This is a genomic window from Actinoplanes ianthinogenes, from assembly GCF_018324205.1.
Classification (GTDB): Bacteria; Actinomycetota; Actinomycetes; order Mycobacteriales; family Micromonosporaceae; genus Actinoplanes; species Actinoplanes ianthinogenes.
Window position 1 is genome coordinate 9847652 of sequence record NZ_AP023356.1, and the last position, 20868, is coordinate 9868519.

A 20868-nucleotide genomic window follows, 5' to 3' on the forward strand; every position below is an offset into this window, starting at 1 on the left:
GTCGGTTAAGGTCGGCGCGTGCCCATCCCGCCGCGGTGGCGCCTGTTCGACGAGTCGTCCGGTGCCACCCTCACCGACTGCATCGAGATCGACGGTCTCTTCACCGATCGCGTCTTTCCCGCCGAGCCGCTCTACGAGCGATACACCCTGGTGAGCTGCACCCCGTCCGGAGCCCTGCGTGCCGCGATCGACGGCACCGGGCCGGACTGGCTGGGCACCGTGATCGTCGACGGCGTCCACGATCCCTGCCCGCCCGTGTGCCGGGAGTGCGCCTACACGATGGAGGAGCTGCTCGACGTCCGTGTCGTCGGGCACCGGCCGGCCGCGGACGGATCCGGTCTCGTCGACGTCGAGCTCGACGGCCATCGGCACGACGACGAGAACAACCAGAACGGCACCGTCGCACCCGCTGTCACGGGTTATCGCTTGCACAGCGGCGATGCGCCGGTCGGCGGGTGCCGGGACATCGTCGGGCTGTTCCACGAGCGGCCGGCGGTCTGGCCGCCGGGTCCGCCGGTCACCCTGCGGGGCTGCCGTCCCGGGCTCAGCGGGCTGATCAGGGCCGAGTTGGCGCACGTCCGGGTCGACGGCACGGTGCACGAGATGTCCTGGGAGCATCGGGTGTTCGGCACCGTCCTGTCCACCCGCCCGTCCACGCTCGGCGACGGCCTGGTCGACGTCGAGCTCGACGCGCGGATCCCCGAGCCGCTGGCCGCCGGTGACCGCCCGATCTTCGACATGTGGCGGGCCGGTGGTCCGGCCGAGCGCAACCGGTGGGCCGCGCTCGGCCGCGGCGACCGCCGGCTGTGGATCAACGCCGCCGCGATGCACCGCATCCGCACTCCGGACAAGCCCGCGGGGACCGTCTACCACCTGGACGGCCGGCACATCACCGATGTCGACGCCTTCTACTGCGCGCTCGGCGAGGCGATCAACGGGCCGGGCGGCTCGTTCGGCGGCGATCTGTTCTGGCTGCACGAGAACGCGGCCACCGGGGACGGCGGCGCCACCCCCGGTTTCCGGCTGATCTGGCACGACGCCGAGGTCGCTCGCACCCATCTGGTGCCGGGTTACGACCGGATGACCTTACGCCCCGCCGTCACCTTCGACGATCTGGTCGGTTACCTCCGCCACGAAGGCGTCCAGCTCGAACTGCGATAGGACCGTTCCCCTCACTACAGCCGGAACGGATTGCTGGTGAGGGCGGCGAGCAGGAACCAGGCCGTGGCGCCGGTGTGCGGGCTGGCGTAATAGAGGTCGCCGAACCCGGTGTCGAGGCCGTCGCTGGACGCCGCCGGGATGCCACGCCCGTCTCCCACCGGCGTGGTGGCCTGCGCCTGCTGGATGTTCCATAGTTGCCGCCGCGCGAGCAGATCGTCGCCCTTGGCCTCCCGGACCCGCAGGGCCAGCGCCGTGTGCGCCGTGCCCTCCAGCCACACCTTGCTGACGTCGGTGTTGCTGAAGCTCACCCCGGAGATCCCCGCGTCCCGCGCGGCCAGCTGGTCCAGCACCCACGTCACCGACCGGCGGTACCGATCGTCCAGCGTGGCCAGGTACGCCCAGGTCTGCACGTCCTCCGGGATCGGGTTGCGGTTGGTGGTGACACCGTCCGGGTCGGTGCCGGTCCACAGGTGGCCGCCCGCCCGGTCCCGCATGGCGGCGACGAAGCCGAACGCCGCCCGGGCCCGGGCCCGCCACACGCGGTCGCCGGTGAGCCGGGCGAGCATCGCGAAGAACGCGCCGACGTCGATGTTGTGCTCGGTCGCCTTGAAGGTGAGCGGCTGGTCGGCGGCGGACCGGCCACCGGTGTAGCCGTACGGCGCGCGGACGCCGTCCCAGGTGTGTTCCTGGATCCAGGCCGCCTCCCGCAGGGCCCCGGTCAGGAACCGGCGCTTCCCGGTGTGCGCGTACAGGTGGACGAGCGCCATACCCACCCAGGCCTGGTTGCCGGTGTACGCCGCCGGTGAGCCGATCTCCAGACTGTCCGCCTGGTAGGAGGCCCGGGTACGCCCGTCCCCGATCGGGTCGTGCCGCTGGACGTGGAGCAGCGTGTCACCGAGCACGGTGGCGCGCCGGACGTCCTCGGCGGTCCCCCGCGCCAGCCAGGCCATGATGATCAGTGCGTCGTCGTACAGAAAAGAACTGATGAAGGTCTCGAAGAAGCCACCGGTGTAACTGCGCGGAACCCGCAACGCGTCACCGGCGCCGTACTCGTCGAACTTGGTGTCGAGGAAGTCGAAGGCCTTGCGGACGGCGGTGGTGCTCGCGCCGCGCATCCAGGCCGGTGACGCCGCCCAGCTCGGGCTGGGCAGCATCGCGCCGGTCAGGAACGCGGTGAAGGCGCTGGAGGCGCCGACGAGCAGTGCCCGCCGGTCACGAGCGAAGGCTTGCTGCGACATGGGGTCCTCACGTCTGGCTGATGTTCGCGACGAGGTGGGCGATGTGCACGGTGCGCTGCTGGCGGGTCTGCGGGCGGCCGGGTACGCCGGGCCGCTTCTGCCAGGGCAGCGGTCCGTCGGCGCGGCGGTACTCGACCCCGAGCGCGTCGAGGCGGGCCAGGTGCCGGTCAAGGCGGGCCTCGAACTCGGCGAAGTCCCGCTCGCCGGTGGTCCAGAGCACCTCGGCCACCGCGCACAGGCGCGGGAAGGCGAGGTAGTCGACGGCGCGCGGCGAGTCGGCGTGCTCGGTCCAGATGTTGGCCTGGCCGCCGAGCACGTGCCGGGCCTGCTCCGGGGTGAGCTGGGCGGGGACCGGCTCGAACGCGTAGACGTCGCGCAGGGTCAGCGGGATGGCGACCGGGATCGGCTCGTCCGGCGACTCGGACTGGCGGTAATCGAGGTAGACCAGGTCGTCGGGGCAGGCGACCACGTCGTGACCGCGGCGGGCGGCGGCGACCGCGCCGGTCATGCCGCGCCAGGACGCGACGGTGGCGGACGGCCCGAGGTCGCCCTCGAGGATCTCGTCCCAGCCGAACAGCCGCCGGCCGGCCGCGGTCAGGTGGGCGTCGAGCCGCCCGATGAACCAGGACTGAAGCTGCTCCGCGCCGGTCAGGCCGAGCTCGGCCATCCGCCGGCCGGTACGCTCGTCGGCCCGCCACTGGTCGCGCGGGCACTCGTCGCCGCCGACGCCGATCCAGCGGGACGGGAACAGCTCCATGACCTCGTCCAGCACGCCGGTGAAGAAGTCGACCGTGGACTCCTCGGCGTTGAGCACGTCGGTGCTGATGCCCCAGCGCGTCCAGACCTCGACGGGCCGTCCGGTCACCCCCAGCTCCGGGTAAGCGGCCAGGGCGGCCCGCACGTGCCCCGGACTCTCGATCTCCGGCACCACGGTGATGAAGCGCTCCGCCGCGTAGGCGACGATCTCCCGGACGTCCTCCTGGGTGTAGAACCCGCCGTGCGGCCGGCCGTCGCCGGGCGCGGTACGCACCGCACCGACCTGGCTCTCCCGTCGCCACGCGCCGACCTCGGTGAGCCGCGGATACCGCTTGATCTCCAGCCGCCAGCCCTGGTCGTCGGTCAGGTGCCAGTGCAGCGTGTTGAGCCGGTGCAGCGCCATCAGGTCGATGAAGCGCAGCACGTCGTGCTTGGGCATGAAGTGCCGGGCGACGTCGAGCATCGCCCCCCGCCAGCCGAACCGCGGCTCGTCCACGATCCGCACGGCCGGAATCGCCCAGCGCTGCCCGGCCACGTGCGAGCGCCGGTAGATCTCCGGTGGCAGCAGCTGGAGCAGGGCCTGGCAGCCGTAGAAGACGCCGGCCGCGGTCCCCCCTTCGATGGTCACCTGGTTCGCGGTGACTTGCAGCCGGTAGGCCTCGGGGCCAAGATCGTCGGACAGATAAAGAAGTACGTTGCCCGATTTATCAGCACATAGCGGTAGGCCCGTAGCGGGGCGCAGCGCCTGCTGCAGCCAGGCGAGGACGCCGCCGAGCTGGTCAGGAGCGGAAACGGTGGTGTCGTGGTCCAGGACTAGCTCTCCGTCGCATGCCTCGATGGAGAGCGGGCGCGGGATCAACAAGGTGGAACCTAGCCCTTCACGGCGCCGGCGGACATCCCGGCGACGAGGTTGCGCTGGATGATCAGGAAGAAGACGATGACCGGCAGGGAGAACAGGACCGAGGCGGCCATCTGCCCGCCGAAGTCGGTGCCGGTGTACGGGTTGGTGAACGAGGCCAGCCACACCGGCAGCGTGTAGCGGCTCTGGTCCTGCATGAACGTGTAGGCGAACAGGTAGTCGTTCCAGGCGGCGATGAACGAGAAGATGCCGGTCGCGATGACGCCCGGGGCGACCAGCGGGAACAGCACCCGGGTGAGCACGCCCCAGGTGGTGGCCCCGTCGATGTGCGCGGCCTCCTCGATCTCCACCGGGATGGCCACGAAGAACCCGCGCATCACCCAGATCGAGAACGGCAGCACCGTCGCGACGTAGGCCAGGACCAGCGCCAGGTACGTCCCGAGCAGGTCGAGGCCGTTGAACATGACGAACATCGGGATCAGCAGCGCGGTGCCGGGCAGCATCTGCACGGCCAGGATGACGACCATGATGGTGCGCCGGCCGCCGAACCGGAACCGGGACAGCGCCGCGGCCGCGAAGATGCCCAGCACGATCGAGAAGGCCACGGTGCAGGCCACCACGATCACGCTGTTGCGCAGGTTGACGAGGAACTGGTCCTGGGTGACCGCGGTGACGAAGTTGCTCAGGGTCGGGTGTTCAGGCACGAAGTGCGGGGTGGCGGTCATGACTTCGGGGCGCGGCTTGAACGCCGTGTTGACCATCCAGTAGACCGGGAAGATCCACACGAGGCAGAAGAGCACCGCGATGGTGTTGACCAGCCGGCGTCGGCGTGGCATCAGAGGTCCTCCCCCGATCGCAGCAGGCGGCGGATGTAGACGGCGGTCAGCCCGAGCAGCAGCAGCGTGGTGACGACCGAGATGGCCGCGCCCTGTCCGATGTGGAAGCCGACGAACGCCGTCTTGTAGGTGTAGACGCCGAGCGTCGAGGTGGCGTCGCCGGGACCGCCCCGGGAGATCAGCCAGATCTGGTTGAAGACGTTGTAGTCCCAGATCACCGACAGGATGGTGACCAGCAGCAGGGTCGGCCGGATGTGGTTGAGCGTGACGATCCGGTAGACCGCGAGCTCGGTGGCGCCGTCGAGCCGCGCCGCCTCCTTGTACTCCTGCGGCACCTGCGTCTCAGCGGCGTTCACGGTCAGCGCGATGAACGGCACCGCCTGCCAGACGATCAGGAGCCAGATGCTCGCGTACGCACGAGCCGGGTCCTGTGCCCAGTTCAGGTCGGTGGTGTCCCCGAAGACGCGGAGCTGGTCGAGGAACCAGTTGACCACGCCGTACCCGGGCTGGAAGAGCCAGTTCCAGACCAGGGACGAGGCCACGTTCGGCATCGCCCAGGCCACGATGAGCACCACGGTGACCGCGTACCGCATCGCCCGGCCGAGCCGGGTGAGCAGGTGCGAGACGCCCATCCCGATCAGCACGCTGCCGGCCACCATGGCCGCGGTGAACAGCACCGTGCGGACCAGCGACATCCAGAACGCGCTGTCGGCCAGCAGCTCGGTGTACTGGTCGATGCCGACGTAGTGGTACGTGCCGGTGAACAGCGTCCGCTGGTTGTAGTCGGTGAACGAGGTGAACAGCAGGAAGCCGATCGGCGCGAGCGTCACGACGGCGAGCACCAGGCCCGCGGGGCTCAGCAGCCACAGCGGCGCGCGGGTGCGCCGGCGGCGGGACCCCGGGCCGGGCGGGGCCGATGCGGCCGGCGGGGCGCCGGCCGCATCACGAACCGTGGTGGTGACGGGCACGACGGTCACTTGCCGCCGTTGAGGGTGGTCTCCAGGTGCGAGTCGAACTCCTTGCCGGCGTCGGCGGGCGACTTGGCGCCGGAGGCGATCGCGGAGAACACCTGGTTGATGCTCTTGTCGCCCTCCAGGGTGGGCCACTGCGCGGCGGCCGGGGTGGCCTTGGAGTTCAGGGCGGCGGTGAAGAAGCCCTTCTTCTGCTCGTCGAGGCTGGGCTGGGCGGCCTGGATGCCCTCGGTGCTGTTCGGGATCCAGCCGTCGTTGCCGAAGACGTTCTTGTCCTGCACGGCCGGGCTGGCGGCGATCTTCACCCACTGCAGGGCCAGTTCCTGGGTGTCACTCTTGGTGGCGATGCCCCAGTCGGAACCGCCGAGCATCACGGGCTGCGCCTTGCCGGACAGGCCGGGCAGGGGGAACGTACCCAGGTCCTCGGGTTTGATCTTGGGGTTGGCCTTCTGGATCAGGCCCAGCGAGCCGGTCGTCGACAGGATGGCCGAGGTCTTGCCGTCGGCGAACACCTGGTTCTGGTCCGGGGTGATGGTGTCGATCGCCTGCGACGCCTTGCTGGAGTACGTGTTCTGGAACGTCTTGAAGTCGTTCAGGCCCTTCTGCCCGGCCGGGGTGGAGAAGCCGCCCTTCCAGGTGCCGCCCTCGCTGGTGGCGATGTCGCCGCCGGCGTCCCACATGAACTGCAGGCCGGCGAACCAGTACTGCCCCGGCATGTAGAACGGGGAGAAGTCGGCGGCCGAGTTCTTCGCCTTGACCTTGTCCAGGGCGGCGGTCAGCTCGGCGTACGTGGTGGGCGCCGTGGTGACCCCGGCGGCGGCCCAGGTCTTCTTGTTGTAGATGACCGCGCGGGCGCCGGCGAACCCGGGCACCGCGTACAGCGCCTTGTCGACGGTGGCCGGCTCCTCGAGGCCGGCGAGCCAGTTGCGGCCCTGCCTCAGATCGTCCCTGTACGGCGTGAGGTCGAGCAGCCCGCCGTTGGCGGCGAAGCCCGGCACCTGGGTGTTGCCCAGGTCCAGCACGTCCGGGGTCCCGGAGGTGGAGAGCGCCGTACTAATCTTGGTGGTGATCCCCTCCCACTGCTGGATCTGCACGTCCACCTGCGCGCCGGTGGCCTGGGTGAACTGGTCGTTGATGGCCTTGACGGTGGCCTCGGTGTAGTCGCCGTCCATGATCCAGACGGTGAGCGTCTTGCCCTCGCCCCGGGTGTTCGGAACCGTCTTGGGCGAGCCGTCGTCACCGCCCGACGAGGTGCCGCCGCCACCGCAGGCGGCCAGGGTCAAAAGCGTCGCGGTACAGAGTGCAACTGTTCCGATGTACCGACGTCTGCGCATCAAAATTCTCCTCAGGAAGGGGTGTGGCGACATTCAGTTCTTCGCCCGGCCCCGGTTGCGGGTCGGGCTCTTCTCGGGAAGCCGGTGGGCGTCGACGGCGCGACCGGTCACCTCGAACGCCTCGGCGGTCCGTTCGTAGGTGCGCTGGGCGACCGCGACATAGATCATGTCGAGGATCAGCAGCTGGGAGTGCAGGGCGGAGAGGGCGGCCAGGCGGAACGTGGTCTCCTGCACCGACGTGGTGAAGACGACGTCGGCGACCTCGGCCAGCGGCGACCGGCTGTGGCTGGTCAGCGCGACGGTCAGCGCGCCGTGGTCGGCGGCCTCGGCCAGGGTCTCGATCACCTCGCGGGTGCGGCCGGAGTGCGACAGGCCGATCGCCACGTCACCGGGCAGCAGCAGCGCGGCGTTGGTCAGCGCGGTGTGCGAGTCGGCCCGGTGCCAGATCGGCACCCGGATCCGCTCCAGGCGGAACGCCATCTCCCGGGCGCTCGTCCCGCTGCTGCCCAGCCCGAAGATCTCCACCCGGCCGGCGCCGGCGATCGCGGCGGCGACCCGCTCCACGGAGGCCATGTCGAGCCCGGCCGCGGTGTCCTGGATGGCGCGGGTGTCGGCCGCGGTGACCACGCTGAGCACGTTGGTGAGCGGGTCGCCCGGGGCGATGTCGCCGCTGATGTCGGTCTCCCAGCGGGCCTGCTCGGCGCGGCCGGTCTCGGTGGCGATCGCGACCCGCAGGTTCGCATACCCCTTGAAACCCAGGGTGCGGCTGAACCGGGTCACCGTCGCGGTCGACGTGCCGGAGCGCTCGGCCAGGTCGATGATGCTGGCGTGCGCCGCCGTCTCCGGATCGTCGAGGATCGTCTCGGCAATCCGCGCCAGGGCCTCCGGCATGCCCGGCCCCTCGATCCGGAGCCGGCCGAGCAGTCCGCCGCTTTCACCCGTCACGTTGGTCATCCTTTTCATCGCCTGCTGTTGTTGATGAAAATTACGACCGCCGAGCGCTCTAGTCAACAACCCTTTCCTATGTTTCGATCTCCGGCATGAAACTGGTGGTGGGCGTGGACGCGGGCGGCACCGCGTCGACCGCCGTGGTCGCGACGACCGGCGGCCGGATCGTCGGACGGGGGCGTTCCGGCCCCGGCAACCCGCTGACCGCCGGCGCCGGCAACGCCGCCGCGGCCGTCGCGGCCGCCGTCCGGGAGGCGCTGGGCGAGCACTCCCCCGCGCTGGTCGGCGCGGCGACGCTCGGCATCGCCGGGCCCGCGACCGCCACCCAGTTCGCCCCGGCGCTGGCCGCGCTCGGGGTGACCGGGCCGGTCACCGTGGTCGGGGACGTGGTGACCGCGTTCGCGGCCGGCAGCCCCGCCGAGGCCGGGGCCGTGCTGATCGCCGGGACCGGGGCGATCGCCGCGGCGGTGCGGGCGGATGCCGTGGTGCGTACCGCCGACGGCCTGGGCTGGCTGCTCGGCGACGAGGGCTCCGGCCGGTGGCTCGGCCTCCAGGCGGTCCGGGTCGCGGTCCGCGACTGGACGTCCCCGCTGGCCGGGCAGATCGCCGCCCGCGCCGGGGTCGCCACCGCCGACGACATGGTCTATTGGGCGCAGGCGCTGCCGTGGGAGCAGATCGGCGCGCTCGCCCCCCTGGTCTGCGCCGCGGCCCGGGCCGGTGACCCGCACGCCGCCGCGATCGTCGACGAGGCTGTCACCCACCTGGTCCGCACCCTCGACGAGCTCGGCGCCGCGGGCCCGGTCGTCCTCGGCGGCGGCCTGCTGGCCTGCGACACCCCGGTCCGCGACGGCGTGGTCGCCACCTTGCGCTCCCGCGGCGAGCACCCGAGCACCAGCCGGGATCCGGCCGCCGGCGCCGCCTGGCTCGCCGCCCGGTCGTTGAGCCCGCTTCCCCCGGCCGCCCTCCACGAACGCCTGCTCCGCCGACCGCCGGCTAAGAAGGTCGTGTGACGGAGTCGACTCGTTCCGGGCGCCGGCTGCTCCGCCTCGGCGGCTGGGCACTCGGCGCGGTTGCCGCGCTCGCCGTGCTGGGCGTTCTCCTGTTCGCCGGCGGGGTCGTCTGGCTGTTCGCAGTCGCTCTCCCGGCGCATGCCCGCAAGACCGCCGAGGTGGAACGGGACATGGCTCGCACCCGGGGCATCGAGGCGCAGGCTGCGCTGACCCGGGCCGCCGCCGACGGGTCGCTGACCGACGACGAGATCCATGACGCGGTCGGCGGCCCGGTCTGGGACGTGCGACGGATGCCCGATCGCTGGACCGTGCGGACCGAGCTCGACGGCGGCGAGGCCCCGGTGTGCTTCAGCTACGACATCACCCGGCCGTTCGGCCCGGGGACCAGCGTCACCGCGACCGAGCTGCCCACTTGCCCGCCGATCACGCCGGACTGACCGGTCCCCCAGGGGCGTCAGATCGTGTCCGGGCCGGCCGAGGCGTTGTAGCGGTTCTTGGCGGCGACCACGGCCGGCTGGACGTGTTCCGGGTCGACGCCGCTGACGTTCAGCGGTGGGTGCAGGCGCCGGACGAGGGTCGCTTCGACCGAGGCCGGCTCCGCGTCCTGGGCCCAGGTCAGCCTCAGATTCGCGTGCATCCAGGCGGTCAGCCGGCCCTCGTCCTCGGGCAGCAGCACGACCCGATCGGTCCAGGTCGTCCGGTAGCCCTCGGACACCAGCAGCCCGGCCAGCGTGCGGCGCAGCGTCGAGTTGCCCGACCGCCGCAGATGGTTGCGCAGGATCCGGCCCCGCAGGGTGGTCGCCCGGCCGAGATACAGCAGCCGCAGCGACGGGACGTGCTCGTTCACCATGCCCGGCAGGTCCGGAAAGACCGACGGAGCGGCCCACCACGCATAGACACCGCCGCCCCGGCCCAGCCGTTTGACGGCGACGTCCACGGCGACCGGCTCTCCGGACAGCAGCCGCAGGGCAGCCTCGGCCCGAGCCAGAGCGGGTCCCGCTTCGGGTTCAGTCACCCGGGCCATGCTAGGCGACCGGAGATCAAGAGCCGTTTTCGGTACGCCGTGAGCACGCCCCCCGTCCGATCCCGGGCGTGCTCACGGCGTGGACTGGTCAGCTCGGCGCCGGGCGGAGCCAGGTCAACTCGCCGGATCCGCTACCGGTTCGGACTCGGCGCCCGGCTGGGCGGCACGAACCGCCGGACCGCACCCCGCTCGATGAGCGTGCACAGGTAACCCGCCACGGTCACGACCAGCGCGAGCGCGATCCAGCCGGGGGCGCCGCCGTCGACGCACAGCGCGATGACGATGACCGGCGCGATCGCCTCGACGAAGCCGTGACCGAGTCCGATCACTCCCTGATACTGGCCCTGCGCCTCCGGCCGGGCGAGCGCGAACGACAGCTCGAACGTCCCGGCCGCCTGCCACACCTCGGCCAGCGAGTGCACCAGCACCGCCACCAGCAGCAGCGCCACGGCGGCCCACGCGGGTGGCGCCGACGCCGCCGCCATCAGGACCCACGCCACCAGGAACAGCGGCCCGGACCGGGCCAGCAACCGGGCCGCCGTCCGTGGGCCGTCGATCGACCGGGTCGCCGGAATCTGGGTGAGCGCCACGGTGACCGCGGCGACGAACAGGACGAGCGCGGCCGTCGACCGGGGCGCCGCGGTCCGCAGCACGATCCACACCGGAAGCGCCTGGACCAGCACCCAGTACTGGAGGCTGGCGACCGACGACGCCGCGACGAAACCCAGATAGCGCCGGTCCCGCAGTGCCAGCCAGCGCCGCTCGTCCGGCGCGGCCGCGGCGGACCGGGTCGGCGGGAGGTGCGGCAGCCGGGTGAGCACGGCCGCGGCGAGCAGGAACGTCACCGCGTCGGTGAGGATCAGGCCGACGTACGCCGCGCGGCTGTCGATGGCCAGGACCGCGGCCGCGCCGAGCATGCCGATGGCGAGGCCGACGTTGGTGACCGCCCTCAGGTAGGTGCGCAGGGCGGCACCCCGGCCCTCCTCGGCCAGCACCCCGATCATCGCCCCGCGGGCGCTCCCCGACCCGGCCCGGCCGACCGCGGCGACCGCCGCCACCAGCACCAGCGCCCACACGGAGTGCACGAGCAGCAGTCCGACGCTGGCCACCGCCTCCACCAGCATGGCGGCGATGACGACCTCCCGCGCGCCGCGCCGGTCCGCCTGGTCGCCGACGACCACGCCGGCGCCGAAGCCGATCAGCGAGCCGGCGGTCAGCCCGGCGCCCGCCTCGGCCGGGGTCAGCCCGGCCGAGCGGATCAGGAAGATCGTTCCGGCGGAGAGGAAGAGACCCATCCCGACCGTGTTGACCAGGGTGGACAGGGCCATCAACCGCTGCCGCGGGTCGTCGGGCGCCCGCACCAAGATGTTCATCGGCATGGCCGGAACGCTAAGGTCTGACATAAGTGTCAAGGTCAAGGGTGGATCATGCTGATCAATGAGCTGTCTCACCGCAGCGGCGTGAGTGCCCGGGCGCTGCGCCACTACGACCGGCTGGGCCTGCTGTCCTCGCGCCGCCTCGACAACGGTTACCGCGACTTCACCGACTGCGCCGTCGAGGAGGTGCGCCGCATCCGGCTCCTCCTCGACATCGGACTCACTCTGCAAGCCGCGGCGCAGGTCCTCCCGTGCTTCACCGAGGACGGCGAGCTGACCGCGTGCCCGACCGCCCGGGAGCGGCTGCGCGGTCAGATCCTGGAGGTGGACAGTTCCATCGCCCAGCTCCAACGCCTCCGCGAGCAGCTCACCGGCACCCTCGCCAACCTGGTCGACATCTAGGCGACCGATCCTCAACGCGGGTTGATCAGAGTCCCTGATCAACCCGCGTTCCTTGTGTGCGGGCAAAGACGCGCCTCGTACCCCTTACGGCCCCTTGTCGCTAGTCACCTGCTCCGCGTACAGTTGTCGCATGCCACCTACCACCGCCGGAAGCGGGCGGAAAACGGGGAAACGGTCCGGCACCTCACGCGTGCCGCGACCACGCGAAGCCGTCCGGGACTACGACGGCCTGTTCAAGGCCTTGCTGGAAGCCAATCCGAAAGACACGTTGCGCCTGCTGTGCGGAGTCGAGGTCGACGAGGCGGTCGTGATCGTCGACGGCCCGACCGAAATAAACCGCAAACGCAGCATGCACATGGACAAGGTGTTCGCCGCTCTGGCAACGGACGGCATCGTCGACATTCACCACATCGAGGTCCAGGTCCAGCGCACCGCCGACTTCCAGGTCCGGATGGTCGGCTACTGGGTCGGGCTGGCCGACAAGTACGACGAGTCGAAACACCGGATCCACCAGACCGTGATCTGGCCCGACGGTGGCGGCTACCCGGGCTCCTTCCAGCGCGATTGCCTGAGCCTGGACTACCGGGTGGTCAACGTCCCGGAGGACCTCGACCCGGAGGAAGTGCTGCGGACCCCGCTGGCCCCGCTCGCCCTGTGGTCGACCAGGCGCCCGCCCGACGTCGTCGAGCGGGTGGCCGACCGGATCGCCGCGCAGACCGACCCGGAGCAACGCCTGGTCCAGACCGAGATGAGCCTGCTCGCAGCAGAGGACATCGCCCGTCACATCGTCACAGCACTGAGGAGTAGAGGCATGCGATTCAACCTGGCGGAAACCGAGGTCGGCCGCGAGATCGCCGAGGAGAACCTGAACCTCGGCCGCGAAGAGGGCCGACAAGAAGGCCGGCAAGAGGGCTGCGAGGAGGGGCTGGTCCGTTCGATGACACTTTTCCTGCAGAGCCGCTTCGGTGAGTTCGCCGGCCTGGAGGACCTGGCGCGCAAACTCGTGGCCGACGACCACGCGGCCAACGTGGCACGGGTCCTGAGCGGCGCCTCGCTGGAAGAACTGCGGAAGTCCTGAGGTCCCGCCTCGCGCTCGCCGCCGGGCGGCTCCTTCTGCAGGTGACCGCCGTTGTGGCCGCCGGCGGCGTGCTGATGGGCACGACCGGTCATCGAGTCAACGTTGACCTCCCCACGATCCGGCCTTCCGCGTCACCGGCGGACCGCCTCAGATCTGGCTGGCGCCGCCGTCCACGTAGATCTCCGCGCCGGTCATGAAGCGGTTCGTCGGCCGGCTCACCCGGGCCGTCGACGAGGGCGACCTGCACGCCACCGTCGACCTCGCCCTGCGCGCCGTCCCCAGGACACCCCGGATAACCCAGGGCCGCCACGGCCGGAGAGCTCACCGCAACCCGCGCGATGGCGACACTCGACGTCCGCGACCGGGTCGCTCGGCTTTCGACCGCCGATTTACGGTACGCCCGAAGCGTCCTGAGCCTGGGCCTCGTCCGGTTCGCCGGGTAGCCGGCGCGGCCGATCGCCACCCGGCATCTCCACCACCGTTCCGCCGGTTCCCCGCTGAACGAGGTCCAGCACGACGGCGACCACCTCAGCCGGGGGAATCAGTGGGCGAGAGGCCGCGCGTTCGGCGGCGCCCATGCGCTGCCATTGGTCGTGCGCCCGGCTCAGCCCGATCCAGTCCGGTGCCACGCACATCACCCGGATCCCGTCGGTGCCCGCCAAGCCGCCCAACGTGGAGGTGAATCGGATCAGGCCGGCCTTGGCCGCACCGTACTCGGGCGAACCGTAGGACTGGAAACCGACTCCACCACTCGAGGAGATGTTGACTATCGCGCCCCGGCCCTGTGCCCGCATGGGATCGAGAACGAGCTGGCTGAGCATCATCGGCGCGACGAGGTTCAGGTCGATCGTCGCGGCCCACTCGGAAGCCGTCGCCTCCGGATACTGCCGCCGCGGGGTCCAGCCACCGGCGTTGTTGACGAGCACGTGGGGGCCGCCGAGCGCCTGCGCGGCCGCCACGATGCGGTCCATGTCATGACGCTCCCGCACGTTGGCACGCAACGCACGAGCGGGCACCCCGTGCGCCTCGACCACGTTCGCACATGCCCGCGCGGCCTGCTCGTCGATGTCGGCCACCACAACGCCGTAGCCGCCGCGGGCCAGCCCCAGCGCGATCTCTCGCCCCAACCCCGCACCGCCGCCGGTCACGATCGCCGTATCGGCCATGATCACGCTCCCTGAAGCCGTCCGTCGTGATCGGTCTATACCCACCGACCGGCCGAGAACCGCTCACGGCCCGTTCCTCCACCATGGGGATCGGTTGCCGTTCAGTCACCGGCCTCTTCCGGCTCGTCGAACGCGAGAGTCAATCGACTCCGGTAGGCACCTCCGGGCGAGGGCCTCAAGCTCGGCGGACCAGCCGGCTCGACGTCCTCCGTCCAGACCTTCACCGCCCGGAAGCCGAACCCGTCCTGCTCGGCGGCCTCGGCCCGGAACCATACGTGCCGGCCCGCTGCGAGCTGCCTGAAGCCACCTGTCGCGATTGCCGAGAAATGCACCCAGCACCCGCCCGGAACGGCCGGTCCATCGATGACTCCCCAGCCCTCGTCCGCGTGGAATTCACGCACAACACCACCGTCGGCCATGTCGCCAGTCTGCCCGACCGAGCCCGGGCCCCGGCACCAGTTCAAGATCGAGTGCCGTAGGGTTCGCATGCTGTCGATGGATGGAGACGCACGGGCGTTCGGGATCACGCTGGGCAGGGGTCGCGAGCCTGCTGATCATGGTGGTGGCCGGCTGCTCGAACGAGGCAGGTGCGGCGGATTCATCGGCCGTCAGCCAGGAGCCGGCTCGACGTTGGCAGGGATTTCTGCCGGGTTGCCGCGAGCTGACAGCTCCTCCCTATGGGGCGGCACCGACGGGCACACGGGTTGCCAGCCGTGTCGCACCCGGGGAGCGAGCGATGCTCGACAAGGTGATTCCGGGCGCGTCGTTCGAACAGGCGACATGCGAATACGCCGTCGCCAGCCAGCCGCTCCCGGGCATCTCGGCCGACCTCAAGATTTTCGGCGGGGAGGCCGGCACGGCGGAGGCAACGGCCTGGTTCGAGTCGGAGAAGCAGGCGGCCGGCCAACTGGGTGGTGGAGTCGACAACGCCGAGATCCCGGACCTCGCGGATGGAGCGGTCGCTCTCTATCGGGAGCCGGTGCTGTACCTCACCGCACGCTCCGGCAACGCCTGCGTCTCCGTCGGATTCAGGCCCGGCGTGGAAGCCGCCCGGACGTTCGACAAACTGCACCCGCTGCAACAACAGCTGCCGGCGTTGACGGCAGTCATGAAGGACGTGCTCACCAGCCTGACGTAGTGATCCGCGGTGGGTTCACCTCGCCGCACCGTCACGGGAAGGTGGGCCCGGGCGCGCGAGCGGCACACACCGCGCCGGGAGCGCCGGGCTCGTCGTGTTCGCGCTCGTATCCGCACTCACCGCAGCCCTGGACGGGATGGTGCTCGCGCCAATCGTGCCGGCACTCGCCGCACACGCCGTAGAAGCCAGGGGTGGCGCGTTGCCGCCCGAACATCCGGTCCCACCACGCCATCGCACCAAGGTAACCGGGCGGCAGGGTCCGTTCACGCCGAGCCCGATCCCCGCCATCGCCGGTACGCGCCGTCGAGCAGCGTCACCAGCTCGACCCGCTGCTCGCGGTCGAGCACCGCATAGGCCTGCCCGGCGAGCAGTTCGGTACGACGCTCAGCCGCGGCCAGCCGGGCCACGTCCTCCGGCGACGGCTCCGGATAGGGCCCACGCCAGCCGTTGGCCCGCGCCTTGCGTGCACCGGGGCCGGCGAGGATCGCGGCCACCGGGGTGAGCCCTTCCGCGATCACGGCACCGAGGTGCGAGGACCCACGGTGCTCCCGCAACCGGAGCAGGTTCAGTGCCAGCCGGGTGGACGGACGGTCGTCCGGCTCGGGCTGCGCCCGCCAGGCGGCGAAGAGCACCCGCCCCGACGCGTCCGCCGCCTCCACCACCCGGGTGGTCAGGTCCGCCGCCCGGTCGAGTCCCGTGAGATGTCGCTCCGCCCACCGCGCGCAGAGGCCGACATCGGCCTGGACCAGCTCACCCAGCCGGCCCGTTCGGGACGCGGCGGCCCAGGCCGGACCGACCAGCTCCGGACCGAAGAAGCCGCAGGCGGCCCCCACCACCTCGGCCGGCACCGCCCCGAGCACCCCGGCTCGTCCGCCGAAATAGAGCGGCCACCGGTCAGTGCCGAACCCGAACCGCTCGGCACATGCCGCGAACGACGGGTCGTCGCCGAACGCCGCCCCCATGGCGACGACGGCCGGCTTCACCGCCGCGGAGGTCTCTTCAGGTCTCATCCGCTCGTTCTACCGGGTCGGCCTCCGGCTGTCAGGCGGGGTCGTTTCTCGCGGCTCATGACGACGGCGAGGGGTTCCCCCCTTCCGTAAATCGATATCTGTGAATAGCGTCACTCCTGTCTCACCGGTCGCGGCCACCCCGCCGCACCGGAACTCGAGCCCGCCCGACACCCCCGGGCGGGAAGGGAGTGCGCAGATGTCACGAATCCCCCTCGGTATAGCGCTGGCCGCCGGCACCGCCGCGGCCACCGCCCTGGTCGCGGTCTCCGGCCCCGCGGCCGCACAGGCGCCCACCCCCACGGTGGACCCGGTCGCGCAGGCCGACGCGGTGGTCGCCGCCCGCCCGGCCGCGCTCCAGGCCGGCAGCCACGACGCCTTCCGGCGCAGCCAGGTCATCCGGTCGCAGGGCCTCACCTACGCCGCCTACGACCGGACGTACAAGGGACTTCAGGTCAAGGGCGGCGACCTCGTGGTGGTCACCGACAATGCCGGGCAGACCCGGTACACGTCGGTGGCGCAGAGCAGCCCGATCGGCGAGCTGTCCACCGTACCGAAAATCTCTGAAAAGTCCGCGGTCGCGACCGCGAAGCAGCAGCTCAAGAGCGTGTCCGGCGTCGAAGCGACGCGGTTGATCGTCGTCGCGACCGAGGGACGGGCGCCGGCGCTGGCCTACGAGACGACGGTCAACGGCACCGGGGCGAAGGGCGCCAGCCGGCTGACCGTGGACGTGGACGCGGTCAGCGGCAAGGTGCTGTCCACCGAGGAGCACGTCACCGAGGTGACCGGCACCGGGACCGGCTGGATCAACGGCACGGTGTCGCTGAACACCACGCTGTCCGGCTCGACGTACTCGATGAAGGACCCCTCGGTCACCAACCTGAGCTGCCAGGACGCGTCCGGCCGGAGGACCTTCACCGGCTCGGACAACGTGTGGGGCAACGGTGTCGGCACCAACCGGGAGACCGGCTGCGTGGACGCGCTCTACGTGGCACAGCGGCAGGTGTCGATGCTGTCGGCGTGGCTGGGCCGCAACGCCCAGAACGGCTCCGGCGGCGCGTGGCCGATCCGGGTCGGGCTGAACCAGCAGAACGCCTACTACGACGGCACCCAGGTGCAGATCGGCAAGAACACCGCGGGTAAGTGGATCTCGTCGCTGGACGTCGTCGGGCACGAGCTGGGCCACGGCATCGACGACCGGACGCCGGGCGGCATCTCGCGCGGCGGCACCCAGGAGTTCGTCGCGGACACGTTCGGCGCGGCGACCGAGGCGTACGCGGCGAACCCGAACGACCCGGCCGACTACCAGGTCGGCGAGGAGGTCAACCTGGTCGGCAGCGGGCCGATCCGGTACATGTACAACCCGTCGCTCGCCGGTGACAGCAACTGCTACTCCAGCAGCACGCCGAGCCAGGAGGTGCACGCCGCGGCCGGGCCCGGCAACCACTGGTTCTACCTGCTGGCGCAGGGCAGCAGCGGCAACGGCCAGCCGTCCAGCCCGACCTGCAACGGCTCGTCGGTGACCGGTGTGGGCGTGCAGACCGCTATCAAGATCATGTACAACGCCATGCTGCTGAAGACGTCCAGCTCGTCGTACGCGAAGTACCGGGTCTGGACGCTGCAGGCGGCCAAGAACCTGTACCCGGGCAGCTGCACCAATTTCAACGCGGTCAAGGCCGCGTGGAACGCGGTCAGCCTGCCGGCCCAGTCCGGCGAGCCCACCTGCTGATCCGCGCACGGCGGCCCGTTCCGCTCGATCGAGGCATTTGCACGCGTCGAGTAGAACGGGCCGCATGCGAAGAATCATGGCCGCCGCGCTGGCGGCGAGCACGCTGCTGCTCGGAGTCTCCGCGACACCCGCTTCCGCGGACCCACCGGCCCCCGCGGTCCGCTCGCTCCCGCCCGGCTGGTCGCTCGGCAAGCAGGGCCTGACCTGGACCAGCGACCGGCCGATCCCGCCGGGTGACGCCGCCGTCGAGTTCTGGTCCGGGGACCGCCTGCTCGGCCGCGCCACGAGCGGCGCCGACCTGCACACGTTCACCCTCGACGGCGCACCGGGCGCGCTGAGCGACCTCCAGGTCCGCATCGGCGGCCGGCGGGTCGACGCCGCGGCGCCCCAGCGCACGAAACGCCTGGCACCCCGCACCCCGGCCACGCTGCCGGCCGCGCCGGCCAACCCGATCGACCCCGGCGTCAAGGGGCCCTACTCGACCACGAGCGGCGAGTACACGCTGCCGGGTGTCCACCTGACCGGTTACCCGACGCCGATCGAGATGCAGGCCGTGGTGGTCGGGCCGACGAACGCGCCCGGCAAGCGCCCGCTCGCGCTGTTCCTGCACGGGCGGCACTGGACCTGCTTCTCCGGCGACGACTTCGGCTCGATCAGCGCCGAGTGGCCCTGTCCGGCCGGCTCCGAGGCGGTGCCCAGCTACCGCGGTTACCGGCAGGCCCAGGAGCTGCTCGCCTCGCAGGGCTACGTCACCGTGTCGATCTCGGCGAACGCGATCAGCGCCCAGGACAACGCGGTGCCCGACTACGGCGCGCAGGCCCGCTCGACGCTGGTCCGGATGCACCTCGCGCACTGGGCCGACTGGTCCGGCGGCAAACGCGCCACCGCGCCGGCGATCGTCCGGGCCGTGCCGCGCGCCGACCTGTCGAGGGTGTTCCTGATGGGCCACTCCCGTGGCGGCGAGGGCGTCAGCCGGGCCGCGCTGGACAGCCTCACCCCACCGTCCGCCGACGACTACCGCGGCGCGGTGCGCTGGACGATCCGCGGGCTGCTGCTGATCGGGCCGACCATCTTCGGCCAGAACCCGCAGCCCGACGTGCCGTCGGCGACGATCCTGCCCGGCTGCGACGGTGACGTCGGCGACCTCCAGGGTCAGCAATACGTGGACGCGACCCGCCAGGTCAGCTCCGGCCGGGCGCTGCACAGCGCGCTCTACGTGGTCGGCGCCAACCACAACTACTTCAACACCGAGTGGACCCCGGGGCAGGCTTCCGGCCCGGCGTTCGACGATTTCTGGAGCGAAGAGCCAGACCCTTTGTGTACGCCCGAAGCGGCGCCCACCCGCCTCACCCCGAACCAGCAGCAGGACGCCGGAGCCACCTACATCGCCACCGCGGCCCGGCTGTTCGTCGCCGGTGACGACCGGGCCCGCCCGCTGCTGGACGGCTCCGGCGTCCGGGCGCCGTCGGCCGGACCGGCCCGGGTGCTCACCCACGCCATCGGCGCCAACCGCACGCCCGTGGTGATCCCCGGCCCGGGACTGTCGGTCTCCCACGCGCAGCTCTGTGACCAGGTCTCCGACGATCCGGCGAAGGTCTGCCTGACCACCGACTCGTTCTGGGGACCGTCCCCGCACTTCGTCCGGTTCAGCGGTCCCGAGCCGGACCGGCAGGCGGTCAAGCTCGACGGCGGCGCGACCGCCACGCTGCGCCCGGCCAAGCCGGTGCCGGTGACCGGCGCCGAGTCGCTGGCGCTGCGGCTGGTCGTGCCGCCGAACGCGCCCGCCACGCCGTTCCGGGTCGCGGTCACCGACGACCACGGCCGCCGGGCCGAGCTGGGCACGGCCACCGTCACCGGCGTGCCGGGGAGCGCGTGGACGTCCTCGTACTGGGGTCAGGAGGTGCGGCTGCCACTGCCGCGCGGTGTGCGTACCGTAAGAGCTCTTGAAATCACGCCGGGTGGGGACGGACCGGCCTGGCTGATCGACGCCTGGGGCTGGCGGCCCGGCACCCCGGCGCCGCGACCGGCCGCGCTCGACCGGGTGGACGTCAGCGACCTGACCGTGGACGAGGGTGACTCGGGGACCAGGACCTACCGGATCCAGGTGCGCTCGCACGGGCCGCGCGCGGCCAAGGTGCGGCTGTTCCTGGGCGACCCGGCGGCGGCGACCAAGTCCTGGGTGGTCGGCCTGAAGCCGGGCCGCACCACGATCGAGGTGCCGATCTCGGTGACCGGCAACACCACGTACGGCGAGGACCGGCGTTACCCGGTGACCGCGAAGGCGATCGGCAACACGGTGGTCGGCGACTACGTGGGCGGGGTGCTGGCCGTCAACGACGACCCGATGCCGGACTTCACGGTCACCCCGGCGGTCGCCACCGCCCGGGAGGGCTCGCCGCTGGCCTGGACGCTGCACCTGTCCGCGCCCGCCGACAGCACCCTTTACCTGCTGCTCAGGCCGCAGAAACCGGCGAGTGAGCCGGAGCTGTCCACGACCGACGTCGACCCGGAGTGGTTCACCGGGATGAGCGGCCAGGACCCGGAGCCGTCCCGGCCGCTGTCCGGCACCGGCCTGGAGGGCTTCATGGAGATCGCGTCGGGCACCACGTCGCTGGACGTCGTGATCCCGACCGTCGCCGACAGCCTGGCCGAGGGCGACGAGCATGTCCGGTGGCAGGTGCTGGTCTATCCCGCCGACTTCAGCGACCCGATCCCGGTCGCCACGGGCGACGGCATCTTGACCGACTGACCGGCCGCCGTGTCTCGCCGGCGAGGGGACTCGCCGGCGAGCACGGCGGTCTGAGGTTTCCCTCAGGTCACCGATCGGTCTGCCGA

The 20868-nt window shown here is 71.4% G+C and carries 20 protein-coding genes; 8 read left to right on the forward strand and 12 right to left on the reverse strand.

All coding sequences use genetic code 11. From position 1 onward, the window contains the following. The first annotated feature begins 18 nt into the window (after positions 1 to 18). Positions 19 to 1161, forward strand: a complete 1143-nt coding sequence (locus Aiant_RS45095; protein WP_189335377.1) for a barstar family protein — start codon at positions 19 to 21, stop codon at positions 1159 to 1161. Between the two features lie 14 nt (positions 1162 to 1175). Here the strand turns inward: Aiant_RS45095 and Aiant_RS45100 are convergent, their stop codons facing one another. From Aiant_RS45100 to Aiant_RS45125, 6 genes are read right to left on the reverse strand one after another with little or no spacing between them, the layout of a single operon-like run. Next, positions 1176 to 2399: a hypothetical protein gene (locus Aiant_RS45100; RefSeq protein WP_189335376.1), complete on the reverse strand. Its 1224-nt coding sequence runs from the start codon at positions 2397 to 2399 to the stop codon at positions 1176 to 1178. A 7-nt stretch (positions 2400 to 2406) separates the two neighbouring features. Further along, the gene (locus tag Aiant_RS45105; RefSeq protein ID WP_189335375.1) at positions 2407 to 4017 is read right to left on the reverse strand and encodes a beta-N-acetylhexosaminidase; all 1611 of its coding nucleotides are present in this window, start codon (positions 4015 to 4017) and stop codon (positions 2407 to 2409) included. A gap of 8 nt (positions 4018 to 4025) precedes the next feature. Continuing rightward, on the reverse strand, positions 4026 to 4850 hold the full coding sequence (locus Aiant_RS45110) for a carbohydrate ABC transporter permease (RefSeq protein ID WP_189335374.1): 825 nt from the start codon (positions 4848 to 4850) through the stop codon (positions 4026 to 4028). Beyond that, positions 4850 to 5827: a carbohydrate ABC transporter permease gene (locus Aiant_RS45115; protein WP_189335373.1), complete on the reverse strand. Its 978-nt coding sequence runs from the start codon at positions 5825 to 5827 to the stop codon at positions 4850 to 4852. The genes Aiant_RS45110 and Aiant_RS45115 overlap by 1 nt, the downstream gene beginning before the upstream one ends. Next, positions 5824 to 7155, reverse strand: coding sequence for an extracellular solute-binding protein (locus Aiant_RS45120; protein ID WP_189335372.1), 1332 nt, complete (start codon positions 7153 to 7155; stop codon positions 5824 to 5826). The genes Aiant_RS45115 and Aiant_RS45120 overlap by 4 nt, the downstream gene beginning before the upstream one ends. 33 nt (positions 7156 to 7188) lie before the next feature. Next, the gene (locus Aiant_RS45125) at positions 7189 to 8109 is read right to left on the reverse strand and encodes a MurR/RpiR family transcriptional regulator (protein ID WP_229831199.1); all 921 of its coding nucleotides are present in this window, start codon (positions 8107 to 8109) and stop codon (positions 7189 to 7191) included. 86 nt (positions 8110 to 8195) lie between these two features. On the opposite strand from Aiant_RS45125, the gene Aiant_RS45130 reads away from it, so the two are divergent. Together Aiant_RS45130 and Aiant_RS45135 are read left to right on the forward strand one after the other, a co-directional pair. Further along, a complete protein-coding gene (locus tag Aiant_RS45130) occupies positions 8196 to 9113 on the forward strand; it encodes an N-acetylglucosamine kinase (protein WP_189335370.1) in 918 nt (305 codons plus the stop codon). Further along, positions 9110 to 9550 carry a hypothetical protein gene (locus Aiant_RS45135; protein WP_189335369.1) on the forward strand — a complete coding sequence of 147 codons (441 nt, stop codon included), beginning with the start codon at positions 9110 to 9112 and terminating at the stop codon, positions 9548 to 9550. Before Aiant_RS45130 ends, Aiant_RS45135 begins: the two co-directional genes overlap by 4 nt. A 17-nt stretch (positions 9551 to 9567) precedes the next feature. On the opposite strand, the gene Aiant_RS45140 is transcribed toward Aiant_RS45135, so the two are convergent. Together Aiant_RS45140 and Aiant_RS45145 are read right to left on the reverse strand one after the other, a co-directional pair. Continuing rightward, positions 9568 to 10137, reverse strand: a complete 570-nt coding sequence (locus tag Aiant_RS45140; protein WP_189335368.1) for a GIY-YIG nuclease family protein — start codon at positions 10135 to 10137, stop codon at positions 9568 to 9570. A 131-nt stretch (positions 10138 to 10268) separates the two neighbouring features. Further along, positions 10269 to 11516, reverse strand: a complete 1248-nt coding sequence (locus Aiant_RS45145) for an MFS transporter (protein WP_189335367.1) — start codon at positions 11514 to 11516, stop codon at positions 10269 to 10271. 48 nt (positions 11517 to 11564) lie between these two features. Here Aiant_RS45145 and Aiant_RS45150 point away from each other — a divergent pair, with 48 nt between their 5' ends. Together Aiant_RS45150 and Aiant_RS45155 are read left to right on the forward strand one after the other, a co-directional pair. Then, positions 11565 to 11915 carry a MerR family transcriptional regulator gene (locus Aiant_RS45150; RefSeq protein WP_189335366.1) on the forward strand — a complete coding sequence of 117 codons (351 nt, stop codon included), beginning with the start codon at positions 11565 to 11567 and terminating at the stop codon, positions 11913 to 11915. A 130-nt stretch (positions 11916 to 12045) separates the two neighbouring features. Beyond that, positions 12046 to 12993 carry an RpnC/YadD family protein gene (locus Aiant_RS45155; protein WP_212846862.1) on the forward strand — a complete coding sequence of 316 codons (948 nt, stop codon included), beginning with the start codon at positions 12046 to 12048 and terminating at the stop codon, positions 12991 to 12993. A gap of 389 nt (positions 12994 to 13382) precedes the next feature. Here Aiant_RS45155 and Aiant_RS45160 read toward each other — a convergent pair whose 3' ends face one another. Both Aiant_RS45160 and Aiant_RS45165 read right to left on the reverse strand, forming a co-directional pair. Next, entirely contained in the window at positions 13383 to 14159 is a 777-nt protein-coding gene (locus Aiant_RS45160; protein ID WP_189334266.1) for an SDR family NAD(P)-dependent oxidoreductase, read from the reverse strand. 101 nt (positions 14160 to 14260) lie between these two features. Continuing rightward, positions 14261 to 14578: a cold-shock protein gene (locus Aiant_RS45165; protein ID WP_189334265.1), complete on the reverse strand. Its 318-nt coding sequence runs from the start codon at positions 14576 to 14578 to the stop codon at positions 14261 to 14263. Positions 14579 to 14895: 317 nt separating this feature from the next. Between Aiant_RS45165 and Aiant_RS45170 the strand changes: the two genes are divergently transcribed. Further along, on the forward strand, positions 14896 to 15297 hold the full coding sequence (locus tag Aiant_RS45170) for a hypothetical protein (protein ID WP_189334264.1): 402 nt from the start codon (positions 14896 to 14898) through the stop codon (positions 15295 to 15297). A gap of 31 nt (positions 15298 to 15328) precedes the next feature. On the opposite strand, the gene Aiant_RS45175 is transcribed toward Aiant_RS45170, so the two are convergent. Both Aiant_RS45175 and Aiant_RS45180 read right to left on the reverse strand, forming a co-directional pair. Next, positions 15329 to 15529, reverse strand: coding sequence for a hypothetical protein (locus Aiant_RS45175; protein ID WP_189334263.1), 201 nt, complete (start codon positions 15527 to 15529; stop codon positions 15329 to 15331). Positions 15530 to 15560: 31 nt separating this feature from the next. After that, complete coding sequence (locus Aiant_RS45180; RefSeq protein ID WP_189334262.1) at positions 15561 to 16307, reverse strand: SCO6745 family protein; 747 nt, start codon at positions 16305 to 16307, stop codon at positions 15561 to 15563. 196 nt (positions 16308 to 16503) lie between these two features. Here Aiant_RS45180 and Aiant_RS45185 point away from each other — a divergent pair, with 196 nt between their 5' ends. Continuing rightward, a complete protein-coding gene (locus Aiant_RS45185; RefSeq protein WP_189334261.1) occupies positions 16504 to 18033 on the forward strand; it encodes a M4 family metallopeptidase in 1530 nt (509 codons plus the stop codon). 64 nt (positions 18034 to 18097) lie between these two features. Then, the gene (locus Aiant_RS45190) at positions 18098 to 20782 is read left to right on the forward strand and encodes an alpha/beta hydrolase family protein (protein ID WP_189334260.1); all 2685 of its coding nucleotides are present in this window, start codon (positions 18098 to 18100) and stop codon (positions 20780 to 20782) included. Positions 20783 to 20868 lie beyond the last annotated feature (86 nt).